Source organism: Klebsiella sp. K5-45, assembly GCF_030128605.1.
Classification (GTDB): Bacteria; Pseudomonadota; Gammaproteobacteria; order Enterobacterales; family Enterobacteriaceae; genus Klebsiella; species Klebsiella quasipneumoniae.
Map to the genome: position 1 here is coordinate 1 of NZ_JAKUZW010000023.1, position 22,880 is coordinate 22,880.

The window sequence follows — 22,880 nt, forward strand, 5'->3', positions numbered from 1 at the left end:
GGATCAGGCAGAGTATGAGTCGGCGTGGAAACTGCTGGGATAACAGCCCAATGGAGCGCTTCTTCAGGAGTCTGAAGAACGAATGGGTGCCGGCGACGGGCTATGTAAGCTTCAGCGATGCAGCTCATGCAATAACGGACTATATCGTTGGATATTACAGCGTACTAAGACCGCACGAATATAATGGTGGGTTACCGCCAAACGAATCAGAAAACCGATACTGGAAAAACTCTAACGCGGTGGCCAGTTTTTGTTGACCACTTCATCTTAAATGACTCTGAGGTGTCTGTTAAACCTGTGGCGATTCACATCCTGGTTTCTCTGTTATTTAAGCAGTTCAGAACGACTTTTCAGTAACGCTTTCCCCTGCGCCAGCAGCAGGTGATTACACTGCCCTTCAATTTCTACCAGCTGATCGGCAAGCAATTGCTGAGTGTTTGCGCTGAGAGTGCCGGTCAGTTCAATTCCCGGATGGTAAGTTTTCTCGCTTCTTCCAGCGGAAGCGCTCTGGAGTAATACCAGCCCTGAGCATAACTCTGTGGCCAGAACGTCTTCAGATAGTTCACCTGCTCCTGAGTCTCTACACCCTCAAACACAATCTTATCTGCAATGGAGCGGAACATCTCATGCAGTCCGGGAAGAAGATCATATCGTAAAGATTCAGTACCAATAGCACTAGTTAGCGATTTGTCTATTTTTATTTCATCTACATCAAGCGCAGTTACCAGATTAAGATTAGAATATCCTGTCCCAAAGTCATCGATGGCAAACCTGACACCATGATTTTTATATTTATCAATGTGAATTTTCATACTTTCAAAATCCCCTCCTTGACGCTCCGTAATTTCAAGAAGGATTGTTTTATATGGGATGTTATATTCAGAAATTAATCCTAGTAGGATATCCCTGAATTTTTCTGAATCAAGATCGCTTGGATTAATGTTTAGGCTCAAAAATATTTCATTCTGAATAGCAGTATGGATAAATTCTCGGATAGCATGGTTAATGACGAATAAAGTCACATCCTCCTGTAATCCTTCCCTTTCAGAAAGCGGTATAAATACATCAGGGCTAATATTCCCAAGTTTTTCATCTTTCCATCTGAGCAAGGCCTCAAATCCGCAGATTCGTCCGTCTTCAATTCTGTAAATAGGTTGATATACCAGCGACAGGGCTTCATTTTTCAAAGCCTTTACAAACCTTGCAGATAGTGAACTATTGAGTTCTGCTCTGTTCATAATGATAATATAAATCATTATACCGGAAAGTAGTGACACTGTTACTAATAACAATTGTATGCTCCAGTGCTCTGAAAATATCCCCGTAAAATACCCACCTCCTGTAACACAGAGATCATAATGGAGGCTGCATGCCCTAAACACTCTAAACCTTAGTGGAACGCTATCATGCCGATCAAGAAGAGGAGCATCAGGTCCTATATTGAAGTAATGCCTGTCATGCTTGCTATTTCCGACGACAGCGCTAAAGTTTTTTGAATACATATCAGTTTCGAATCGTCTGAAGACAAATGGTGATAGGGTCACCATAATACCTTCAGAAATATATCCATTGACGGATATATCATCCATAAGCTTAATACCAAAAAGCCACACTCCTTCCCGCGAAGTCCATTTTTTATCAAAATGTTCCAGACTTAAGGTGGGACGTAAACTCCCCCACAGAGCACTACAGGCTAATTCTCCTTTTATGATGTAGCCAACATCTTTAACCAACGGATAGGGCCATACTACAACCCGAAGATGTAGGATATTTTCATTAGTACATGGACTGTCTCCTATATTCAAATGTGACTTTGCAGCAGTCTTGACAGATTCAGTCTGAACCAGGAGCGATTCAGAGCGAACAAGCACATCGGAAGTATAGTCTTTAATTTTATCCCGAAAAATCAGATGAGCTACGCTCTCAGATAATACAAAAAAAAATATACCAGCTGAAAGAATCGATAAAGAGAGGACTGATAGATTATGTATCCACTTTCCAGGGCTAATCAAACGTTCCAGCTTACGACTAACCATGCAGATCTCCCCTCAAATTGAAAAGATATAAAGCTATATTTTCGCCAACTTCACTGACCGATTAGCTGGCACTGAACATACTATTCCAGTATACCTATTCTTGCCTTACTCATCCCGGGTATGAATCAAATAATGTGACATGGTTCGGATAGATACTGGTTATGATTTACAGAGATAATTCATGCGTTATTAATAGCCTTGTGAAGGCTCCAGATTTATTGCGCAACTTTTAAGCAATGCATGTAATGCGGTTTTTTACTCGCTATTATAGAACGAATATTGATTTTTTGCTGGGCGATCGCCCCCTAAGGTGTGTACCAAAACAAAGGCACTCTTTTTTTTAAAAAAACAGAGTAAAATGTTGCGTGGTGCCGGCATTACAAAACGAAAGATTATGTTATAATCGGGTTATTATTGATAATGTTTCGCATTACAATGTAAAACCAGATATCTGCATTTGGGTGGAGATAGCTTAAGATGGATAAAAAATATGATTTTTCGCTCAGCTATGAAGCCTTGACACGAGTATGTGAAAATGCAATATGTGAACATATTCGCAGAGCAGGTTCTCTGGAAGGGTTAGGTTTCGCACTTGAATATACCAAGGCCTATGCCATCCTGGAAGTATGGTCTCTGCTGGCAGCTACTGGCGATACATTTCCAGCTCTCATTGAGAAAGACAGAATATATCTGTTGCAACTAATTTCCGGGGAAAATAATATAGAGCTACATTAGATCATAAATTATTTGTCAGAACATATCCGTTTTTACTTAACGCCCGCCGGAATAACTGACGAGAGGAAAATAAAATTTGTTGTGCAATAATAATTCTGATCATTTTGGTCAGTCGGATTGGTCGTAGAGTTTCAGGGTGATGCTGCCAACTTACTGATTTAGTGTATGATGGTGTTTTTTAGGTGCTCCAGTGGCTTCTGTTTCTATCAGCTGTCCCTCCTGTTCAGCTACTGACGGGGTGGTGCGTAACGGCAAAAGCACTGCCGGACATCAGCGCTATCTCTGCTCTCACTGCCGTAAAACATGGCAGCTACAGTTCACTTACACCGCCTCTCAGCCCGGTACGCACCAGAAAATCATTGATATGGCCATGAATGGCGTTGGATGCCGGGCAACCGCCCGCATTATGGGCGTTGGCCTCAACACGATTTTACGTCACTTAAAAAACTCAGACCGCAGTCGGTAACCTCGCGCATACAACCGGGCAGTGATGTGATTGTCTGCGCTGAAATGGACGAACAGTGGGGCTACGTCGGTGCTAAATCACGTCAGCGCTGGCTGTTTTACGCGTATGACAGGATACGGAGGACGGTTGTGGCGCACGTCTTCGGTGAACGCACTCTGGCCACACTGGAGCGTCTTCTGAGCCTGCTGTCGGCCTTTGAGGTCGTGGTATGGATGACGGATGGCTGGCCGCTGTATGAATCACGCCTGAAGGGAAAGCTGCACGTTAACAGCAAGCGTTACACTGGGGTCAGTTTGGAGATCGGAAATTTTTGTACGTTAAGCGCATTATTTAACCAATCTTGGTTCGTAAGGGGTTGATTTTGCGTCAGTGGCTATCGCTTTTAAGTTGTCGCTCTTGCAGTATCGCATTTAGGTTATCCGATTAAGGTCAAACCTCTGAAAATGCCGTATAGCGCGGGAGTACACCCTATTGCTATAGGTAAGTCTGTTCAAAAAACAGGCTTGCCGTACAATAATTCTCTATATCCAAACTGACCCCTACACTCAACGCATTGAGCGGCATAACCTGAATCTGAGGCAGCACCTGGCACGGCATGGACGGAAGTCGCTGTCGTTCTCAAAATCGGTGGAGCTGTATGACAAAGTCATCGGGCATTATCTGAACATAAAACACTATCAATAAGTTGGAGTCATTACCGAGTTTCAGTATTCTTGTACGATGACAAGGCGGGATAACTACCGTCATCGCGCCCTGTCTGGAATCAATGACTTCAGTTTTAGATATAAAGAAAAAACAATATAAACAACATTAGATAAAAGTGAGAGCAACTCATCCTGTATAACATGAGGTAGAGTAAAGCATTTATCATTAACTTACTGAAGACGGAATAACTACATTTATAACCGGAAGCTACTCTCTTTGAATCTATTTTAGATTTCGATTATTCCTGATTGCCATAGGCTTTTTTATAGTGCCCTGTGATTTCCTTGACCTCACTTTATATTTTATTATCATCCCATATAATAAAACCAGTGAGATAGATAAAACAACATACAATAACATAAAAATACCTGTGTTAAAAATTAAAAAAAGGAGATTAGGTCGAGTCCGTGAGGGATTTTAACATATGCGCGAATTGATACAACTCATATGTGCTAGCCAGTTTCATCTTTTTCTTTATTTCTTTTATATGATATTTTATAGTATTGACAGTAACTTTGTTTAGTGAAGATATTGTTTTAAGATCCAGTCCATTCGCCAGTTGAATAGTAATTTTTGATTGTTTTTTAGATAAATTAATGCGCACACGTTTTTCAATCTTTTCTTCCCGTATGGAACAAGATTGCGAATGTGTGTAATTTATCAAACCATGTTTGATAGTAATTATCAGTTGCTCAACAGTATTGTTTTTCATGGAGAAAGTAAAAGTATTATTCTTAAATCTTTTTACATCATCAAAACAAAAGCCATCAGTATAATCATGCAATATAAACAAAATCCCGGCTGGTTTACATTTCATAAATTTGGCATTAGGTAAGAATAATTCACCTGGCGCGGTCTCATAAAACACAATATCTTTATCAAGCAGATAGTCATCATTTTTTTGATTATGAATCGAATGTGCGGAATTGCTATTTTTTTCAAAATGTGAATTATTGCTTCATAAATAAAAGCATTCTTAGTAATGACTGATACTTTTACTTCACATATCTTTTGAAATAATTCGTTGTCAATGTTATTATATTTTACCATAGACAATCCAACAATCCCTTTGATGAATTATCACTGTTCCCAGAAGGTCTTCCTCGAATAAAACATCCATGTAATTCAAATAATATCCTCATCAATACGTAATCGATTACATGACCTATTTAGTGAATAAACCATGTTTGAAATTGAGATACTCCACACTCCTCTCGCTTAAGCATTCGCCTTCATTAATTTGAATGTGGCAATGTATTCCTGCATCGTAACATTTCTGATACCATTCGCCAATTTGTAATGCGTCTCCTTCAAGTTTCACTATTTTCCTGGTATTAGTCCATAATTGTAGACAGTTTGTTTTATTCAAACGAATTACGTATGCACAGCGAAATACAGAATATGTTTTTCCATCTATCTCGATACTATGCGCAACTTCGCTCCATGAAGCCATGGTGTGGGGTAATACATGACACTCTCTAATCCTTTTTTTATCCAGCTCATCATTCTTCTCCTTCTCAAGTAAAGGCAGTGCTATAAGTTTACCCGTTACAGTTAGTTCTACAGCAAGTTGCAAATTCCGTGCTCTCAGTGTATTGAGAAATCCTGCTTCTTCGAGCTTTCTGCATGCAGCTCTTAAGTTTGAACCATATACCGGTTTTTCCCCTCCTTGTGCTAGCACTCGTTCAATATCCTTAGTGGCTACTGGCATATGCTTACGCTCATCCAAAGCGGCAAGTACAATGAGTATTCTTTTCTGTAACGCAGACATTCTACGTCCAGATTTACCGATATCTGGCATACTATGTAATATCCTTCTCCAGCGTAACTATAGGCGAGTGTTGCCTATTAAAAACACATAATCGATAGAAGCCTAATTATTATAAAAAGAATGTTAAATTTGCAAATAATTTATTTATGCTTACTGCAAGAGATGTCATCGATATAATAAATTATGCTGATCGTTATAAACCCGAAGTGGTTGATTAGAGTTTTGCTTGCTTAATTCACTCCTTGATTTTATTGGTTTTTGTTATTATTAAAGATGCAGTGGCTGAATTAATCCTTACCACCTTATTCATGTCTTGCGGGTTATCTTCTTTTACTTATGAATACCCTTTTGGTTCTCCTTCTGTCTCTTATGTATGAGCACAGGGATACAATTGAAACAACGAAAAGAACGATAGCACCCCCCAGGAAAAACAGAGTTTCCATTTTATCCTCACATGATGATGTTGTAGATGTTGTTGTTTTCCAAAATACACAGCGGGGGTAATATACAACAGGAGTAAGAAAAATCCTATTGCCTGTGGAATGAAATGTGACAATTATTTCACTATTCAAAATCATTTAGCTAAAAAACAACCAGCCAGTCTAAATTTTTCTCAGATGGGCTAAATATGTCCTATGCAAGCTATAAAATATCATTTTTATCAAAATCATTGCGGTCATAGTTACTGTTCTGTTATAAAAACATAATAATTTTCACTATCTGGTAATACTTTCTGGGTAATTCAGGGCATGAATAGATAATTTGATTCTTATCCATTCAGCGTCATGGTGCATGAATAATAAATTAAAACTCTTTTTCATTCACCATACTTTATTACCTTGCTGATGTGGATTTGCAACCATTATAAATGGTAATGAAGTGAATAGTTTACACATGTAATATTACCCTAATGAATTTATTCTTGCATCGTTAGTTTTACTATAAGGTTTGGTTATGGGCCCTCTATCAATTATTAATAAAGCTAATGAAGAAAAAAATGACTGCATTGTTTGTTTTTTGATTTTATTATTATCATCATCAATATTACTTTTATTGTGCTTTTTTTCTGAAGATTTAAGTCGGGCAACACAATCATCTTTTTTACTAACACAGATTCTGGTTAATTTTTTAGGTTGCTACTGGTTAGCAAAACGTCGAATAAAAAAAGAGTTAATTGATAGTTCATATAAAAATTTACTTTCCTTCAAAGAACATAACTACAACAATTCAATATCAAAAGGTATCATATATATCAAGTTAAATAACAAATTTTTTATAAATTCATTTTATAGTGATTCGAATATATTTTTAAGTGCTAGCCTGTTTGAAGGAAAAAAGATAACTGATATATTATACAGCCCAGTTATCAGTATAGATAATTGGCTTTCAGAACTGAAATATGGTTTAATAAGAAACAGCAGTGATTGTTTTTTCTCACTCGATAAATCTATTGATTTTAAAGTTGATATGATAGCGTGTAAAACGTACGTTCGACGAAATGATTTTATTTGTTTATTATTAATCCTTACAGACGATCATATTAAAAATAAATCTGTCATCATTTCTAGTGAAGATAATGAAGTAAGAGATAAAGAAAATATTTGCAAAAATATTGAGCAGTCTTTATCAAAAATAAACTTTAGAGATACTGTACTAATTATATCACAGATTTCTGTACGAAACATCTCACTGATTAGTGAGGTTTACGGAAGGGATGTCATTACTTCAATTATTGAAAACCTCTGTAAGGAATTGTCTGCAGTATGCTCAGAAAATGATTTTGTTATTAAAAAAGACAACGATACTATAATTTTCTCGTTGCAATTGAAGCGTGTTGAATATCACACAAAAGATATTATTCAAAACAGAATTGGATTTTTTTTCCAGGGATTACAAAAATCCATCACAAGTAATGATTCATTAGTTAAACCGATCATATGCGCAGGTTGCGTCATAGTTAACAACTGTAATATTTCAGGATCAAATATAATAAGTCATGTTCAAATTGCCTTCTCTCAAACTTACAGAATAGATAAAGAAAATGTAATATTTGGTTGCGAAAGCTTATATAAAGAACACGAAGAGAGAATTATTATGCTTGGTCTGCTAACTGAAGCAATTCGCGAAAACCAATTTGTTGTTTATTATCAACCTAAATATAGTTTTATTAATTCTGATGTATCCGGCGCAGAAGCATTAATACGATGGTATCATCCAAATTATGGTTTCATCTCACCAGACAATTTTATTCCTTTTGCTGAGAAAGTAGATTTAATACATTTTATAACTGCAATGGTTATCACAACGGTCTTCAGTTTCTCACAACAGGTGAATAGCATTTCTTTCTCGATTAATTTATCTGGTAAGGATTTTGACAATAGTACCCTTCTTAATCATATAGACAAAATGGCTGAACTATATGAAGTCAATCCTTGCAGAATAATTTTTGAAATTACTGAGAGCGTAATGAAAACTAATCCAACTTTAGCTTTAAACAACCTGACTAAACTTAAAGAAAAAGGATATAAAATTCACATTGATGATTTTGGGACTGGATATTCCTCTCTCAACTATCTTAGAGAATTTCCATTTGATGCGATTAAATTAGACAGAACTTTCATTAGTGGTATTGCTTACGATGCACGGGACTTATCTATTGTAAGAAGCATAGTGTCTCTTGGAAAAGCTTTCAGTTTAGGTATAGTAGCAGAAGGTGTGGAAAATAATGAACAGTTTGAATTGCTAAAAAATATGAATTGCGATGAATTTCAAGGTTACTATTATTCGGAGCCTTTGTCAGGTGATCAACTGATTGATTTTTTGAGGGGCCAAAAAAAATAGGGCTGTATGCCCTATTTTTTCATATACTATCGTTTTCCCTTTTTAATTTCATACATTCTTTCGTCTGCATCCTGCATGATAGCAGAGCGTTCAGTATGAATTTTCTCATCATATTCAATAATCCCTGCAGAAAAATCTATGTTGTATTTTTTGTGAGAATTAAGATTGTAGCTGGTAATCCCGGCCCTCAATTTATGAAGGAATTCTTCTGCTTCTTTATAGGTTGACTCGGGTAATAGAACACCAAATTCATCACCTCCTAATCTTGCAACAACGCTTTTTGAACTACTAAGATCTTCCAGCATATCTGCAAAATTGCAAAGTACTTCATTACCTTCTGAATGACCGAAGTTATCATTGATTGGTTTAAAATTATCGAGATCTATGATCAGAACACAGAATGTTTTTTTCTTTTTTTTGGCTTTTCTTAACGATTCATCCGTCATTAGGGCGAAAGAACGCCGGTTACATATACCTGTCAAAGGATCAGTAGTTGCTTCGTTTATTATTCTAAACTCATCCTCTACGATTTCTGCTAAATCTTTAAGCAATAAGAAGTCATCTCTGGTTAATACTCTTGGTTCTGTATCAATAATACATATTGTTCCAGCTATCTCACCATCTGGCAGTCTTACGGGATGCCCTGCATAAAACCGGATATAAGGATCATTTTTAACTAATTTATTTTCTTTGAATCTTGGATCAAGGCTTGCATCGGGCACTATTAATGGTTCACTAAGATCTACTGCTATTGTACAAAATGAATCACTTCTATCTGTCTCTTTTATCTTCAGCCCATAACATGACTTAAACCATTGCCTGTCTCTATCAATTAATGAAACAAGTGCTATTGGTACATCAAAGAGTTTGGTGGCAATCCTCGTCAATCTGTCAAATCGTTCTTCAGATTTTGTATCAAGGATCCCCATAGAATATAATGATAATAACCTGTTCTCTTCTTTATGGTTTGTCATAATTTTCATCTTGAGTGGTTATTGCAGGGTAGTGTTGGTTATCGCTATCTTATCAGAATTGTCCTGGAACTCAATAATCCCAACATCTCATAATCATATAAAACTTAACAAGTTTCCAATACATCATGATGAATAGTGAACTGTTACATCTAATCATCTGTGACCTGAAGCGCTCATTATACACTTCCATGTATTCAGAATGCATAATGATTTGTATATTAAAAATCGCCATAACTTACAATGACTTATTTTTTGTGGCACAATTAAAGCGCATCTGTTCAAATAAATGTAAAGGCATTAATGCTTGATCTTCATGGTTTCTTATGAAAACCAGTGGCTGAAGAAACGTATGGCAGTTCTGAATCTGAACAAGACGAAACGGCATGAAAGGCTCAAGAAAATTGTCCAGGAAGGTGCATAGTTTCCTTATCCAATATTTTCTACTGAGGGTATATTGTATCAGCTTAAGACAGGAACTGTTGATACAGAACAGAAAAGTTCAATACAGCCTGAATCTGCGCGACGCTAAATTTTTTCCTTCTGGCGAACCAACAAACAGCCCGTTTATAGATAGATTCTGCAGACGACAAAAGGATTAACCCCTGAAATTGCACTGAATTGTCACCTGAAGATGTGCAGGACAAGCCAGATTACTCTGACAAGGGATACCATCGTAATTTAGCAAAAACACCTAAGACCTAAACGACAGCTAAGTACATAGTGCCGGACGGATCATGATTTTTTATTTAACTTACGGACTTCATTTTTCAGCAAATATCTTTTCTCTTCTGTTGTAAACTTATGAAAGCGTTACGCGAAATCCCGCAAGGTTACAGGGGTGTACCAGGCCGGAAATCGCGTAGCGCTCTCTTCTCTTCTTTTTCCTGCCTAACATGTACATCCTGGCATTACTCCAATTCTCCCAAAAACCGTAAAACGGCCCTCAGCCCGCGTCATGACTGGCTTCATGGAGGATCTGAGCAGAAAAAGGATCCTTTACGTATTTGGTTTTACCCGCAATAATGCGGGATAAGACAATTAAAGGATCCGCGCGCTGCGATTTATTGTGATGGCAGGATCGGCCCGTCAGGTGCAAAATACCTGTATCCATAAACAGTGCGTGCGCTACGTGAAAAATAACTCATGAACAGCATCATTCCCCTGCAGAATTCACCAGAACGCGTCTCCCTGCTGCCGATCGCCCCGGGCGTTGATTTTGCGACCGCGGTGGCACTCCGGCGGATGGCCACCTCAACAGGTGCCACGCCGGCTTACCTCCTGGCGCCGGAAGTGAGCGCCCTCCTCTGGTATATGCCTGACCAGCGTCACCACATGTTGTTCGCCACCATGTGGAATACCGGGATCCGTATCGGTGAAGCCCGGACGCTCACCCCGGAATCGTTCGACCTGGATGGTCTGCGCCCGTTTGTTAGGGTGCTGTCGGAGAAAGTGCGCGCGCGGCGCGGGCGGCCACCAAAAGATGAAGTGCGACTGGTGCCGCTGACGGATGCCAGTTTTGTGCGTCAGATGGAAAGCTGGATGGTTACCACCCGCCCCCGCCGACGGGAGCCGTTATGGCCGGTCACGGATGAGACAATGCGCAACTGGCTGAAGCAGGCGGTGAAGCGGGCCGAAGCTGACGGCGTACATTTTTCGATCCCCGTAACTCCACATACTTTCCGTCACAGCTATATTATGCACATGCTTTATCACCGGCAGCCCAGGAAGGTCATCCAGGCACTGGCCGGGCATAAGGATCCGCGCTCGATGGAAGTCTATACCCGGGTATTTGCGCTGGACATGGCTGCCACCCTGGCCGTTCCCTTTACCGGTGACGGTCGCGATGCCGCGGAGATCCTTCGTTCCCTGCCACCCGCCGGCTGAGATTGTCGGGCAGGCGGCCGGAGCTTTTGCCGCTACGTGAAAGGACTCGCTCCGCCCCCGGGTGAGGCTCAACGTGCCGGACGCAGAAGCGTGACGCTTATCCGGTATGACCAGGACATCATTTCTGTTCGGGTCTGGGCTAATACCGCATCCAGTCCCCCCTCACCTTCATATCGCACCATGACATCATCCGCATTAAGCAGGCCCGGTCTTCAGGTGATCAACTGACATCTTCATACCACAGACAATAAAAATTACTGTGATCCGGATATCAGCAGGAGTCCTGAGCGAGCAGGTTACAGTGTAAATACCTGAGGGGCCTTTCAAACCCGGCAAGCCTGGTCGTTATTCAGTACGAACATATAGTCAGTGACTGCGTCCCGGGGCGGTTCTGACAGCCATGGGCTTTCTCTTTACGATTGCAGGCGGACCGCGGGTACGACAGGATTAGCGAACTTCGGAGGACTGGTTTTAGCGGCAATACGGGGATCAATGCTTTGCTGAGCAGTTTCATTCAGTGCGGACCGGGGATGTACTCAAATATTGACTGTGGGATGCAGTCATATGGAGAGTACTCAGCTGGCCGGGTAACATCCCCGTCAAACTTACATACCGCAGTCAATATCAGCATATTCTGGCCAGAAAAGTCATACTTCAGTCAATATTGTCCGTTATTCACATGCAGGAAAGAGAGCGAATATTGACTGTGGTATGCGTGATACATATCACAGTCAATAACTAATCGCTTATGCATACGGTAGTCATGCTAATGCGTATCGCAGTCAATTTTCCGGCTTCATCGCCGAGAGCGCTTCAGCAAGTTTCTGAGGATCGATGCCTGCAGCCTTCAGTGCCTTAATGACTTCGTCATAATTCTGCTCCGGCGCCTGCTCCTCTTCCTCCCTGCGCGGTACCTTCACCGTCCCACTGATGAGTTTGGGATTGCGATAATGCACACTGAAGTAAGTCGCCCGGCCACGTTTAAACTCGGTGTAATCCAGATAGCCGATATCCCGCAGCTGCTCCATCGCCTTTCGGACCGTGTGGTTCTGCGTATAGACATTTGAGGTGAGATTCAGCCTGTCCCGCATACGTTTCATGGAGATAGGCGCGGGATTCTGGGGAAGGCTCTCGATGTAGGTATACAGTGCCTGGGCCGATTCCTTCCGCTGCAGGGCGTCAATCGCTTTCAACCGAAGCAGTACCCGCCTGTCCATGTGGTAAAGCTCAAAGAGCTTGGGTTCAGCCTTGATCTCCACGATATCCTCGTTGATGTCATAATAGGCTGACTGCACCAGATGGGTGGTCCATCCTTTGGTCTCGCTCTGGAATTTCAGGGTAACCGAGGCGAGTTTAAACAGGGAATTACTGATGCGATCGCGCATTTTCTTGTTTGAGCGCCGGGAGTCAAATCCACACATCTTAACGAATTCAACGAACGACAGTTCCAGGGTGTCACTTTTTACCCCATACTCTGACATGGAGCGAATGATCCCGAGCCAGACTTTAAAATCCGTGTCCATATCAAGACGCGAACCGGTGATCTTAACGTCGGTGTACCCTTCGCTTTTAGCAATGGACAGCTGTACAAGCTCCTCAGTGGCATCTGTGACGTTTTTCCGGTTTGCCTTACTCCTGGAGGTTGATTTCAGGGTTGGAACGAAGAGACCGAGCCTCATGAGCGCTACCGGCTGCACAGTACTGGTACTGTTGACATCCAGCTTAACAACTTCACCGGTTGTCTTGTCCACTTCCTGAAGATTGAGAGGTAAGCTGTTATTTTCGCTCGTCATCTTGATCCTCAACGGTTATCCACAAAAGAATGTCGTTATACGTATCGCAGTCAACGGAAATACATACCTCAGTAAATACCGTTGCATATCACAGTATTAGATTTTGCATACAGCAGTCAACATTTTACATTCCACAGTCGATCCAGTATGACGTTCAGGCTAGTCACTGCGCCTGCTGCAGCGATCCGGGGATCTCTTTAGGATCTCAATATGATCTCTTTAGGATCAATTACTGGATCGAAGCAATGAATAACGCTTATCCCCGACCATATCTTCCACACTACATTCAGGGTCCTGCAAGGATAACCAGAATGCCATATGAGTAACGCTCCCTGATTCAACATTAAATATTGACTGCGATATGTAGGATCTTCTTTTGTTGTTAACCAGCCTACGGCTTTCAGTTTCATACCATAGTCAATTTTTTACGTATCACAGTCAATTTCATGAAAAGGGACTGAGACGGAGAAGTCGCTGGCATCGTAGCGTTCGTGCTTTGTGCAGCCTCTGTACTTTTCCGCTTCCTCGCCGCGTTCTCACTACGTGAGATCGCTTACTGCGGCGAGCGGCAGTGAGAAATATTGACTGCGGTATGTGATTTACTCCCTTTTCTCTGGTTTACTGCCTTCATTACCGTCAGCTTTGCAATTTTCAGATGACTTTGCGATTTTATTGTTGCTTTGCAAAAAATTCCAAGATTTAATAAAATAATGCAAAGCGATGATTAAAGGATGCTCAGAATGGGACTGATGGACACACTTAACCAGTGCATTTCTGCTGGACATGAGATGACGAAGGCTATTGCCATTGCGCAGTTTAATGACGACAGTCCGGAAGCCAGGAAGATCACACGCCGCTGGAGAATAGGTGAAGCGGCGGATCTGGTTGGCGTTTCTTCTCAGGCAATCAGGGATGCAGAGAAAGCCGGCCGGTTACCCCACCCGGATATGGAAACCCGTGGCAGAGTTGAACAGCGTGTTGGTTATACCATCGAACAAATCAATCATATGCGGGACGTGTTCGGTACCCGACTGCGGCGTGCAGAAGATGCTTTCCCACCGGTGATCGGGGTTGCCGCTCATAAAGGGGGGGTTTACAAAACCTCCGTTTCTGTTCACTTGGCTCAGGACCTGGCCCTGAAAGGGTTACGCGTCCTGCTTGTCGAGGGTAATGATCCTCAAGGCACAGCCTCGATGTATCACGGATGGGTGCCCGATCTTCATATACATGCTGAAGATACTCTCCTGCCTTTTTATCTTGGTGAAAAGGATGATGCCAGTTATGCGATAAAACCCACCTGCTGGCCTGGCCTTGATATCATTCCGTCCTGCCTGGCACTGCATCGCATTGAAACTGAACTGATGGGCAAATTTGATGAAGGTAAACTGCCCACAGACCCACACCTGATGCTCCGCCTTGCCATTGAAACGGTCGCTCATGACTATGACGTGATCGTTATCGACAGCGCACCGAACCTCGGTATTGGTACGATTAATGTCGTATGCGCTGCTGATGTGCTGATTGTCCCCACCCCGGCAGAGCTGTTCGATTACACTTCTGCACTGCAGTTTTTCGATATGCTTCGTGATCTGCTCAGGAATGTGGATCTTAAAGGCTTTGAGCCGGATGTCCGTATTCTGCTTACCAAGTACAGTAATAACAATGGTTCACAGTCACCGTGGATGGAAGAGCAAATTCGCGATGCGTGGGGAGGTATGGTTCTGAAAAATGTGGTACGTGAAACCGATGAAGTTGGTAAAGGCCAGATCCGCATGAGAACCGTTTTCGAACAGGCGATTGATCAACGTTCTTCGACCGGTGCATGGCGAAACGCACTTTCAATCTGGGAACCTGTTTGTAATGAAATATTTGATCGTCTGATTAAACCACGCTGGGAGATTAGATAATGAAGCGTGCACCCGTCATTCCTAGACATACAGCAAATACTCAGGCAGTTGAAGACACGTCAGCGCCAGCTGCACCAATGGTGGATTCGTTAATTGCACGTGTCGGGGCTATGGCTCGCGGCAATGCAATTACATTACCGGTGTGTGGTCGGGAAGTGAAGTTTACCCTGGAGGTGCTCCGGGGAGATGTTGTTGAAAATGCTTCCCGGGTATGGTCAGGTAACGAGCGTGATCAGGAACTACTGACCGAAGATGCCCTGGATGATCTCATTCCTTCATTTTTACTGACCGGTCAGCAGACTCCAGCTTTTGGCCGTCGTGTTTCCGATATCATTGAAATTGCAGATGGCAGCCGTCGCCGCAAGGCCGCAATCCTGACAGAAAGCGATTATCGTATTCTGGTCGGTGAACTGGACGATGAGCAGATGTCGGCATTGTCCAGACTGGGCAACGATTATCGCCCGACGAGTGCTTATGAGCGTGGTCAGCGTTATGCAAACCGTCTCCTGAATGAGTTTGCCGGAAATATTTCCGCACTTGCCGATGCGGAAAACATCTCACGTAAGATAATTACTCGTTGTATCAACACAGCCAGACTGCCGAAATCCGTTGTCGCCCTTTTCTCTCACCCAGGTGAACTCTCTGCCCGGTCAGGTGAAGCCCTTCAGAAAGCTTTCGCAGATAAAGAAGAATTACTGAAGCAGCAGGCCGCGACTCTCCACGAACAGAAGAAAGCGGGTGTAATCTTTGAAGCCGAAGAGGTTATAAATCTTTTAACATCGGTACTGAAACAATCTCCTGCATCAAGAGTGAATCTTAGCTCGCGTCATCAGTTTGCGCCGGGGGCAACAGCTTTGTACAAAGGCGATAAAATGATTCTGAATCTTGACAGGTCCCGGCTTCCAGCCGAGTGCATTGAGAAGATTGAAGCCATTCTTAAGGAGCTTGAAAAGCCAGGAGTCTAATGCGGTCACGCTTTAGTCTACGGTTATCTCCCTTTACTTCATTTCCTTTCTCATAATCCAGAACAAATTACTGGCCTGGATACTCACTCCGGGACCACGGTCCCACTTGAATCATCCTTCTTATTATCAGTCTGGGACCACGGTCCCAGCTGCATCGTGGGTCTGAATATCAGCCTGGGACCACGGTCCCATCTGTATCGTCGAACGAATAATTACCCTGAGACCACGATCCCATCTGTATCATCGATCGGATAATTACCCTAGGACCATGATCCCATCTGCATCGTCGGTCTGATTATCAGTCTGGGACCATGATCCCATCTGCATCGTCGGTCTGATTATCAGTCTGGGACCATGGTCCCAGCTGCATCGAGGGTCTGATTATCAGCCTGGGACCACGGTCCCATCTGCATCGTCGGTCAGATTATCAGTCTGGGACCATGGTCCCAGCTGTATCGTGGGTCTGATTATCAGCCAGGAACGGAGGTTAAATGGATGTCACGAGCAGGTATTGATATACCTCCGGTGTCCTGTAGAGCGGGGTAATTTGCTACTGAACTGTAAATAACCTGCGATGATGAACACATTGTTGGGTTCACAACGACACCTGCTGAGTGAAAATTAGTTAAATTGCGTGTGGGAGATGATGTTTGATTTTAAAAACTTCTAACGCATATTTAAAGCCAACTGCTGCCAATTCGCTTTGGATAGTTCTTCATATGGACTGGGAACAGCTTAAAGCGGCTCTAGCTGCTGAATAATAGCGTCGGTGCCGCTGCATATCGTCTTGAACCAGCTGCTTAGTACTGTTTTACAAGCCCTTGACCGGCTATCCCCAATAGCAGATTATGAATCTTAGGTTTGCATGGAGATTCTCTGTAATATGCTTGAAGATGAATTGAACAATCCAGAGTATTTCACAATCAATACATACATTTCCCAAAAGATTCAAAACCCGTACCAGCTTAAAACATTTTTTCGTAAGGATTACCAATGGCATTTGAAAATGTAAATATAATCGGCTCGAAATGGATTCATGAAAATGGCTGTAAAATTTTAGACGTAGAGGAGTCTCATGCTTTAATAATGGCTGCAGGTTATTTAAAACATAATTCGCATGAAGGTATTTACTTTAGAGGGCAAAGTTCTATGTACCAGGACTTACGGCCTTCCTTGTATAGAGGTATTGATTCTGACTCAGCAAAATATAATCGTGAAACCAGATTGAATGCTAAGATCAATGAATATAGGGAAGCATGTAGCATCTTTTCAAGATTTGGTGATTATGCAGCCGAACCACTCTTACAGCATTATGGACTACAAACGACCTGGCTTGATATAGTTGATAATATATGGGTTGCATTATGGTTTGCATGCTATGAGGCAAAGTGTACCCGAGATGGCTATTATTTACATTTTCAAAAGAGAATAGTTTATGATAAGAATAAATATGCATATATTTATCTTGTAGGTACAGATTTAGATTATCGCTCAAAGAATAAACCGGGATATTGGAATGGTCAAAACACTGAGTTAGTTGATTTAAGAATAGCTGCGCCATCGTATTTTTTAAGACCGCACGCCCAGCATGGCTTGTTGTTTCGTTGTAAAGGTTTTGAAGGTGTTGGGCGGCCATTGGATTATTCTCGACAAATCAGGGGTATTGTAAGAATACCACTAGAAAAAGCATTCGATTGGTTAGGGAATGGGCATACTGTAGGTATTCACTCCCTGTTTCCTCCAGCATTTTATGATAATGGTTATAAAATTCTTCTCCAGTGTGGTGTTACATTTGATCCTCGAGATAAAGTAATTGGCGTAGTTCATTCCGTGGGAGCTTAATTTTTTCACAGTAAACCAATGAATACTAAATGCTACAGTTTGGTGCTTTTAAATTATTCGTATATCGTCTGACGATAAATCATTATGTATAAAATTGCGTCGTAACCCTAGCACAGCGGACTAATACATTCCTACAGCGCATTGAGCTTTTGTTCATACAGAGCCGTGGGCACACAATAAAAAACAGGGCGGTTGCGGTCAATAATCGCGATCGGGTAGCCGCCGCCGGCACTGGCGGTGGCCACCGGATCGTTTTTTAAGTTCGTTGATGCTGGCGGTCACATCACACAGAATGATATTTGTCATGGTTCCCCCCCTGAGGCAAGTCATCTGCATGATCGGTAAAGTAAGCTCTGGCGGCAAGTCCCGTCTGTCATTTTCGCCGGTCAGAAACGGGCAACCGGCAGTTCCTTCCAGCGGGTGGTATATGCCGGTGATAGCATTTCCCGTTTCATCTGCCACTCCGGCGCAATACCCCGTCCGGCAAACCAGACTTTCCCGAGTCCGGAATGATTAATGCCGTCGAGCACCTTCATCAGCGCATCGCTGTGCGGCTGTGGCTGCACGTCATCGAACAGATTCAGCTGAGCGACGCCGTTCGGACTGAAATCATTGAGCATTATCCCCGCTTTTGCGTAGCGGTGGCCATCGAGCCAGATCCTGTCCAGAGACCTGACCGCTGCCGCGATAATGTCCCGGGTGTCACGGGTAGGGGTGTTCAGTTTCTCCGTGGCCACGTTACCGTAGTACGGTTCATTAACCGCAAAAGGGGAAGTCTTGATGAAGGTGCTGATATGCCGGCAGTACTGCCGCTCACCGCGCAACTTTTCCGCCGCGCGCTCGACATACTGGCAGACGGCCTGGCGCATTTCTTTGTAGGTGGTGATCCGCTGCCCGAAGCTGCGACTGCAGACAATTTGCTGTTTCGGCGGCGGCGCTTCCTCCAGTGAAATGCAACTCTCGCCGTTCAGCTCACGTACCGTGCGCTCCAGCACTACGTTGAAGTTTTTCCGGATAAATGTGGGGTTCGTCAGCGACAGCTGCAGGGCGGTGATGATCCCCATAACGTGCAGCTTTTTCGCTATCCGGTTCCCCACGCCCCAGATTTCTTCCACCGGCTGCAGGTGGAGTAATTTTGCCGTTCTGCGTGGATTTTCGGGCGACAGCGCCAGCACCCCCCTGAATTGTGGCCATTCCTTTGACGCCCACTGCACCGATTTGGCCAGTGTTTTTGTGGCGCCGAAGCCGACACCGATCGTCAGTCCGGTTCCACTGAGAACATGCCCACGCAGCTGCCTGCCAAAATCCTCCAGATCCATACAGTGGCCAATTCCCCGGGCATCCAGGAAACATTCGTCAATTGAGTACTGTTCGACGCGGGGTGACAGCTCTTCCAGAAGGGCGACCACACGGTTACTCAGGCTCGCGTAGAGCTCGTAGTTGCTGGAAAAAACGTACAATTTTTCAGGAAACTGCGCCTCTTTGAGCTGGAACCTGGGGGTTCCCATCCTTATACCCAGCCGTTTGGCTTCAGCACTCCGGGCAATAACGCAGCCATCGTTGTTACTGAGAACGACGACAGGTTTGCCGCGCAAATCCGGCCTGAAAACCTTCTCGCAACTGGCGTAGAAGGAGTTGACGTCGGCCAGGGCGAACATCAGTCTGCCCCCCGGGTTTTATGAATGAAGGCCGTCACCACACCGAAAATTTGCAGCGTTTCCGGATCCGGGTACAGGGAAGGGAAGTCCGGGTTCATCGCCTGCAGGGCTGGCCGCGGCGTCAGAAGCAGGCGTTTTACGGTGAATTCACCCTCAATTTCCGCGATAACAATATCCCCGTGCCGCGGCTGTTCTGCTTTATCCACGACCATCAGATCGCCGGAATAGAGGCCAATATCAGTCATTGAGTTGCCAATCGCCCTGACAAAATAGGTGGAGTGGCGCCGGTGAATGCAGTACTCATTCAGATCCAGTTCAGACTCAGTGTAGTCCGCAGCCGGTGACGGAAAACCCGCAGGGCATCGCTCTGTGAACAAAGGAATTTTTACTATGCTGGCTTCTGATACTGCAGGAATGAACTTCATCGTTTTTTCCCTTCGCTTGAGACTGTATATATATACAGTGTGCGCCGGGAGACCGGTAAAGATCAAGGGGTGAAAGTCCCCAACCATTGAAGGACCAGCAATCCACAGGGTCCCCGAGTCATGCGTTGTATACCGTGAGGTATGGGGCGAAGCGTTGACAGGGGTGTTGACAGGCCAGCCATTGAGCCACGAAATGTATATTAAATTCCCGGGTGCCGACGTTGTACTGTTTACGGAAGGCAACATCATAGGGTGCGTTACTGCGAGTGCCATATGGACCCGGCGGGGTCTGAGACCCTGGCATGTCAATACGATCTTTACGCGGGAACCGGGAGATCTCCCCTCTGACCATCTGCCAGTGCCGGAGATGGCCCGCACCGGGAAGGCGAGGAGCCGAAGCCGGTGATGTACGGAGAGGAGAAGTCGGACTCGCTCATAGTAGCTGCGAAGCTGGCGAACAATCCGCAAGGAGCGGAGTCAGTGGAGCGAAGGAGCGGGGCCAAGGGAAACGCGGAACAGCCACACATGCGCCGGACGCAGAGCCGGGAAAGTATGTCACAGAGGCTGTCACGCGTGCGGGAAGCTGCGAAGCAGCGGAAGAAAGAACGGTTTACCGCATTGTTCCACCTCCTGACAGCAGAGGCACTGGAGAACGCATTCCTCTCTCTGAGCAGGAAAGCGGCTGCCGGAGTTGATGGTGTCAGGTGGAAGGACTACGCCGAAAACCTGAAGGTCAACATAGCAGATCTGCACCGGAGGCTTCATCAGGGCAGTTACAGGGCTCAGCCCGGCAGGCGGCACTACATCCCGAAAGCGGATGGAAAACAGCGCCCGCTCGGCATCGCCTCACTGGAGGACTAAATCGTCCAGTATGCGCTGGTTAAGATCCTGAATGCAGTCTACGAAAATGACTTTATGGGGTTTTCATACGGGTTCAGACCCGGGCGAAGCCAGCACAATGCGCTGGACGCACTGGCCACAGGGCTGGTTCGGACCAATGTAAACTGGGTACTGGATGCCGATATCAGTCAGTTCTTCGACAAGGTAAGCCATGAATGGCTAATCAGGTTCATAGAACACAGAATCGGCGACCAGAGGGTAATCAGGCTCATACGAAAGTGGCTCACATCCGGGACCTCAGAGGAAGGAGAATGGCGGGCATCGGAGGAAGGCACCCCACAGGGTGCGGTTATCTCGCCGCTGCTGGCAAACATCTACCTTCACTATGTCTTCGATCTGTGGGCGCATCAGTGGCGACGCCGCCATGCCACAGGCAATGTGGTCATGGTCTGATACGCAGATGACATAGTCATCGGGTTCGACAAGCGAATCGACGCTCAATGCTTTCGTATAGCCATGCAGCGCAGACTGAAGGAGTTCGGACTCACGGTACATCCGAAGAAAACCCGACTGATGGAGTTCGGCCGCTTCGCAGCCGAAAACCGCGCCAGCAGGGGAAAAGGTAAACCAGAAACGTTCAACTTCCTCGGGTTCACGCATATCAGTGGGAAAGATCGTAGTGGCAGGTTCATGCTGATACGAAAGACACGCCGGGACAGGATGACGGCGACACTGAAAGCGCTGGCATTACTCAATCCCCGAACAGGGAAAATGGCTCAGGAGAGTGGTTCAGGGATACCTGAACTACCACTCAGTCCCGGGCAACTATCCCATGATGCGGAAGTTCAGGATATACGTAACAGACCTCTGGCGACGGGCGCTGAGGCGCAGGAGCCAGCAGGATGATACGACATGGACGAAAGCAAACAGACTGGCAGCCGTATGGCTGCCGAAGGTTCGGGTTCTGCATCCATGGCCTGTGGAGCGGTTCACCGCCAGACACCCAAGGCAGGAGCCCGGTGCGTGAATAGCGCACGCCGGGATCTGTGCGGGGAGTATTCGGTAACGGGTATCCCTACCGCGACATATTTAACAGCGTGACGATAATCCAGAACGCCTGCCGAACAAACATTTTGAGTAAATAAAGATATTCAAAATGCTCTAATTAATCATTTTGATATTTTTATATTGCTCATATTGAGAAATATTACTTTGATTTTTTCATTTTGCTCTTATAATTAGTATCAAATTGAGTGTAATTAACGGAGCATAATGATGAATGTTTACTGCGATGATGGTTCAACTAATGTTAAGCTGGCATGGTTTGAAGGATATGAGCTTCAGACACGGGTCTCTGCGAACTCTTTCCGACATGGCTGGAAAGTGGCGGAATTCAGTGCGGCAACGTTCAACTATCAGGTGGGTACGCTGAAATACACCTGGGACAGCGTCAGCCGGGATGCCATCCCGACAACAAACGTCGAATATCAGTACGGTGATCTCAACCTGCTGGCCGTGCATCATGCGCTGCTGAACAGCGGACTGGAGCCGCAGCCGGTGAGCCTGACCGTGACGCTGCCCCTGAGTGAGTATTATGACGGGGACTGCCAGCGGAACGAGGAGAACATACGACGCAAACGGGAAAACCTGATGCGTGAGCTGGTTCTGAATAAGGGCAGGGCATTTACCGTAACGGACGTGAAGGTGATGCCGGAATCACTACCGGCGGCGTTCTCCCGTCTCGCGGAGCTGAAGCCCGGCCCCGCTGAGACCACCCTGATTATCGATCTCGGTGGCACCACGCTCGATGCCGGTGTGATTGTCAGCCAGTTTGATGATATCAGTGCGGTGCACGGTAATCCGTCTGTCGGCGTGTCACAGGTCACCCGCGCAGCTGCAGGCGCGCTGCGGGCGGCAGACAGCGAAACCAGCGCCCTCATCGCTGACACTATCATCCGCAACCGCAATGATCGTCAGTATCTGCAGCGTGTGATCAACGATGCCGGTAAAATCGACGAGGTTCGGAACAAAATAACAG

17 protein-coding genes and 4 pseudogenes are annotated in these 22,880 nt (G+C 44.5%); 11 read left to right on the forward strand and 10 right to left on the reverse strand.

Going from position 1 to position 22,880, the window contains the following annotated elements:
- On the forward strand, positions 1–257 hold a 257-nt coding region (locus MKS11_RS26065; protein WP_277467807.1), incomplete at its 5' end, for an integrase core domain-containing protein.
- Positions 258–455: 198 nt separating this feature from the next.
- Here the strand turns inward: MKS11_RS26065 and MKS11_RS26070 are convergent.
- Both MKS11_RS26070 and MKS11_RS26075 read right to left on the reverse strand, forming a co-directional pair.
- Positions 456–1,292 (reverse strand): EAL domain-containing protein, encoded by an 837-nt coding sequence (locus tag MKS11_RS26070; protein WP_227550910.1) that lies wholly within the window; start codon positions 1,290–1,292, stop codon positions 456–458.
- Between the two features lie 18 nt (positions 1,293–1,310).
- Positions 1,311–2,036: pseudogene (locus MKS11_RS26075) on the reverse strand (CSS-motif domain-containing protein); the annotation flags it as partial.
- 477 nt (positions 2,037–2,513) lie between these two features.
- Here MKS11_RS26075 and MKS11_RS26080 point away from each other — a divergent pair.
- The 3 genes and pseudogenes from MKS11_RS26080 to MKS11_RS26090 all read left to right on the forward strand — a co-directional run bounded on the left by MKS11_RS26080 (position 2,514) and on the right by MKS11_RS26090 (position 3,921).
- Positions 2,514–2,771, forward strand: coding sequence for a hypothetical protein (locus tag MKS11_RS26080; RefSeq protein ID WP_071996130.1), 258 nt, complete (start codon positions 2,514–2,516; stop codon positions 2,769–2,771).
- Positions 2,772–2,961: 190 nt separating this feature from the next.
- Positions 2,962–3,521, forward strand: a pseudogene (locus MKS11_RS26085) (IS1 family transposase); the annotation flags it as partial.
- A 241-nt stretch (positions 3,522–3,762) separates the two neighbouring features.
- Positions 3,763–3,921 (forward strand): IS1 family transposase, encoded by a 159-nt coding sequence (locus tag MKS11_RS26090; RefSeq protein ID WP_374758191.1) that lies wholly within the window; start codon positions 3,763–3,765, stop codon positions 3,919–3,921.
- 415 nt (positions 3,922–4,336) lie between these two features.
- On the opposite strand, the gene MKS11_RS26095 is transcribed toward MKS11_RS26090, so the two are convergent.
- The 3 genes from MKS11_RS26095 to MKS11_RS27635 form a co-directional block, all read right to left on the reverse strand.
- Entirely contained in the window at positions 4,337–4,759 is a 423-nt protein-coding gene (locus tag MKS11_RS26095) for a LuxR C-terminal-related transcriptional regulator (protein WP_032436053.1), read from the reverse strand.
- Positions 4,760–5,107: 348 nt separating this feature from the next.
- On the reverse strand, positions 5,108–5,743 hold the full coding sequence (locus MKS11_RS26100; protein WP_104459150.1) for a hypothetical protein: 636 nt from the start codon (positions 5,741–5,743) through the stop codon (positions 5,108–5,110).
- A 290-nt stretch (positions 5,744–6,033) separates the two neighbouring features.
- Positions 6,034–6,291 (reverse strand): small membrane protein, encoded by a 258-nt coding sequence (locus MKS11_RS27635; protein WP_311766282.1) that lies wholly within the window; start codon positions 6,289–6,291, stop codon positions 6,034–6,036.
- A gap of 376 nt (positions 6,292–6,667) precedes the next feature.
- On the opposite strand from MKS11_RS27635, the gene MKS11_RS26110 reads away from it, so the two are divergent.
- Positions 6,668–8,554: a bifunctional diguanylate cyclase/phosphodiesterase gene (locus MKS11_RS26110; protein ID WP_284109766.1), complete on the forward strand. Its 1,887-nt coding sequence runs from the start codon at positions 6,668–6,670 to the stop codon at positions 8,552–8,554.
- A 26-nt stretch (positions 8,555–8,580) separates the two neighbouring features.
- Here the strand turns inward: MKS11_RS26110 and MKS11_RS26115 are convergent, their stop codons facing one another.
- On the reverse strand, positions 8,581–9,528 hold the full coding sequence (locus tag MKS11_RS26115) for a sensor domain-containing diguanylate cyclase (RefSeq protein ID WP_284109767.1): 948 nt from the start codon (positions 9,526–9,528) through the stop codon (positions 8,581–8,583).
- 1,143 nt (positions 9,529–10,671) lie between these two features.
- On the opposite strand from MKS11_RS26115, the gene MKS11_RS26125 reads away from it, so the two are divergent.
- Positions 10,672–11,412: a tyrosine-type recombinase/integrase gene (locus MKS11_RS26125; protein WP_001515717.1), complete on the forward strand. Its 741-nt coding sequence runs from the start codon at positions 10,672–10,674 to the stop codon at positions 11,410–11,412.
- A 782-nt stretch (positions 11,413–12,194) separates the two neighbouring features.
- On the opposite strand, the gene MKS11_RS26130 is transcribed toward MKS11_RS26125, so the two are convergent.
- Positions 12,195–13,205, reverse strand: coding sequence for a RepB family plasmid replication initiator protein (locus tag MKS11_RS26130; protein WP_032740675.1), 1,011 nt, complete (start codon positions 13,203–13,205; stop codon positions 12,195–12,197).
- Between the two features lie 740 nt (positions 13,206–13,945).
- Between MKS11_RS26130 and sopA the strand changes: the two genes are divergently transcribed.
- From sopA to MKS11_RS26145, 3 genes are all read left to right on the forward strand, one after another.
- Positions 13,946–15,112 carry a plasmid-partitioning protein SopA gene (gene sopA, locus MKS11_RS26135; protein WP_104459154.1) on the forward strand — a complete coding sequence of 389 codons (1,167 nt, stop codon included), beginning with the start codon at positions 13,946–13,948 and terminating at the stop codon, positions 15,110–15,112.
- Positions 15,112–16,077 carry a ParB/RepB/Spo0J family plasmid partition protein gene (locus tag MKS11_RS26140; RefSeq protein ID WP_104459155.1) on the forward strand — a complete coding sequence of 322 codons (966 nt, stop codon included), beginning with the start codon at positions 15,112–15,114 and terminating at the stop codon, positions 16,075–16,077. Before sopA ends, MKS11_RS26140 begins: the two co-directional genes overlap by 1 nt.
- Positions 16,078–17,070: 993 nt before the next feature.
- A complete protein-coding gene (locus tag MKS11_RS26145; protein WP_104459156.1) occupies positions 17,071–17,919 on the forward strand; it encodes an FRG domain-containing protein in 849 nt (282 codons plus the stop codon).
- A 131-nt stretch (positions 17,920–18,050) separates the two neighbouring features.
- Here MKS11_RS26145 and MKS11_RS26150 read toward each other — a convergent pair.
- From MKS11_RS26150 to umuD, 3 genes and pseudogenes are all read right to left on the reverse strand, one after another.
- Positions 18,051–18,225 (reverse strand): annotated as a pseudogene (locus MKS11_RS26150) (type II toxin-antitoxin system Phd/YefM family antitoxin).
- An 80-nt stretch (positions 18,226–18,305) separates the two neighbouring features.
- The gene (locus MKS11_RS26155; RefSeq protein ID WP_104459157.1) at positions 18,306–19,577 is read right to left on the reverse strand and encodes a Y-family DNA polymerase; all 1,272 of its coding nucleotides are present in this window, start codon (positions 19,575–19,577) and stop codon (positions 18,306–18,308) included.
- On the reverse strand, positions 19,577–20,002 hold the full coding sequence (gene umuD, locus MKS11_RS26160) for a translesion error-prone DNA polymerase V autoproteolytic subunit (RefSeq protein ID WP_043523088.1): 426 nt from the start codon (positions 20,000–20,002) through the stop codon (positions 19,577–19,579). The genes MKS11_RS26155 and umuD overlap by 1 nt, the downstream gene beginning before the upstream one ends.
- A gap of 402 nt (positions 20,003–20,404) precedes the next feature.
- On the opposite strand from umuD, the pseudogene ltrA reads away from it, so the two are divergent.
- Together ltrA and parM are read left to right on the forward strand one after the other, a co-directional pair.
- Positions 20,405–21,869 (forward strand): annotated as a pseudogene (gene ltrA, locus MKS11_RS26165) (group II intron reverse transcriptase/maturase).
- 248 nt (positions 21,870–22,117) lie between these two features.
- The coding region (gene parM, locus MKS11_RS26170; protein WP_284109768.1) for a plasmid segregation protein ParM domain-containing protein at positions 22,118–22,880 on the forward strand (763 nt) is incomplete at its 3' end.